This is a genomic window from Mesorhizobium sp. M7A.F.Ca.CA.003.01.2.1 (genome assembly GCF_003998945.1).
GTDB classification, from domain to species: domain Bacteria; phylum Pseudomonadota; class Alphaproteobacteria; order Rhizobiales; family Rhizobiaceae; genus Mesorhizobium; species Mesorhizobium ciceri.
In genome coordinates this window covers 1-1832 of record NZ_RZRA01001046.1, presented here as the reverse complement: position 1 = coordinate 1832, position 1832 = coordinate 1, and the positions used below count along the sequence as shown (strand labels likewise).

Genomic DNA, 1832 nt, shown 5'->3' with positions numbered 1-1832 from the left:
GCACAGCCGGTCGAGACGGCGGCGGCCGATACCAAGATCGACCGCACCGAGGTCGAAGGCATCATCCGCGACTATTTGTTGAAAAACCCGGAAGTTCTTCTGGAGGTCCAGGACGCGCTTGAGGCCAAGCAGAAGGAAGAGCAGCGCATCGCTCATCTCGGCGTGATCAAGGATGCCAAGGACCAGATTTTCAACTCCGCCTTCGACGGCGTCGTCGGCAATCCGACCGGCAAGGTCACCATCGTCGAGTTCTACGACTATAATTGCGGCTTCTGCAAACGTGCCATCGACGACATGAAGGCGCTGACCAAGACCGATCCGGACCTGCGTTTCGTGCTCAAGGAATTCCCCATCCTCGGACCGGATTCGCAGAAGGCGAGCGTGGTCTCGATGGCCTTCCACCTGATGCACCCGGAAAAGTACGGCGAGTTCCACAATGCGTTGCTCGGCGGTCAGGGACGCGCCACCGAGGCGGCGGCCATGAAGGTCGCGCTGTCGCTCGGCGCCGACGAAGCGGCGCTGCGCGAGAAGATGAAGGACCCGACAATCAACGAGGCCCTCGCCAAGACCTACGATCTTGCCAACAAACTGGCGATCACCGGAACGCCGTCCTATGTCGTCGGCAACGAGGTGGTGTTCGGGGCGCTCGGGCAGGAAGTGCTGGCTGAAAAGATCGAGGCGGCGAAAGCCGCGCTCTGATCTTGCTCGCCAGCTATCTCTCACTGGCACATTTCCGCCTGTTGTGGACAGTGAAAGAACGCACTTGCGCTCTTTCCGCGGGCGGCTATGCCCATTATAGAGGGCCCAGCGCGCCGGCTTGATGACGGCGCCGGGAAAGGTCGGCTTTTTTGAAAACGGTTTTCGTCCTGAACGGTCCCAATCTCAACGCGCTCGGCAAGCGCGAGCCGGGCATCTATGGCGGCAAGACGCTTGCCGCGATCGCCGACGACTGCAAGCAGGCAGGCACGGCGCTGGGGTTCGAGATCGATTTCCGCCAGTCGAACCATGAGGGCGACCTTGTCGACTGGATTCAGGAAGCCGGCGACAAGGCTGTCGGCATCGTCATCAACCCGGGCGCCTACAGCCACACCTCGATTGCCATCCACGACGCCATCCGCGCCGTCGCACCATTGCCGGTGGCCGAAGTTCATCTTTCCAACATCCATGCGCGGGAACCATTCCGCCACGTCTCCATGGTCGCGCCGGTCGCCGTCGGCATGATCTGTGGCTTTGGGCCGCTCGGCTATACGCTGGCGCTACAGGCGCTGGCCGCACGCCTATGACCGGCCAACAAACAGAAGGCTCGAAAATGTCGATAAAGAAGACCGGTGTTGACCAGCAACTGATCCGCGATCTGGCGGGCATACTGAACGACACCAATCTCACCGAGATCGAGGTTGAACTGGGCGACCTGAAGGTGCGCGTCTCGCGGCAGGCGCCGGCCGTTCATGCAATCGCGGCGCCGCAACCGGCCTATGCGCCGGCAGCAGCGCAGGCTGCCGCCGTTGCCGTGCCTGTGGTGGCGGACCTTTCCAAGAATGCGGTCACCTCACCGATGGTCGGCACGGCCTATTTGGCTCCGTCGCCGGACGCCAAGGCATTCATCGAAGTCGGCCAGAAGGTCAAGGAAGGCCAGACGCTGCTGATCATCGAAGCAATGAAGACGATGAACCAGATCCCCTCGCCACGCGCCGGCACGGTGACCGCGATCCTTTTCGAGGATTCGCAGCCGGTCGAATATGGCATGCCGCTCGTCGTGATCGAGTAGAGCGGGCCTGATGTTTCAGAAGATCCTCATCGCCAATCGCGGCGAAATCGCCCTCCGGGTACTG

3 protein-coding genes are annotated in these 1832 nt (G+C 61.6%); all 3 read left to right on the top strand.

What is annotated here, in order from left to right; all coding sequences use genetic code 11:
* On the top strand, positions 1-699 hold a 699-nt coding region (locus EN969_RS29430), incomplete at its 5' end, for a DsbA family protein (protein WP_164758604.1).
* A 149-nt stretch (positions 700-848) separates the two neighbouring features.
* Positions 849-1283, top strand: coding sequence for a type II 3-dehydroquinate dehydratase (gene aroQ / locus EN969_RS29425; protein ID WP_013531359.1), 435 nt, complete (start codon positions 849-851; stop codon positions 1281-1283).
* 26 nt (positions 1284-1309) lie between these two features.
* Entirely contained in the window at positions 1310-1768 is a 459-nt protein-coding gene (gene accB, locus EN969_RS29420; RefSeq protein ID WP_013531358.1) for an acetyl-CoA carboxylase biotin carboxyl carrier protein, read from the top strand.
* The last annotated feature ends 64 nt before the right edge of the window (positions 1769-1832 follow it).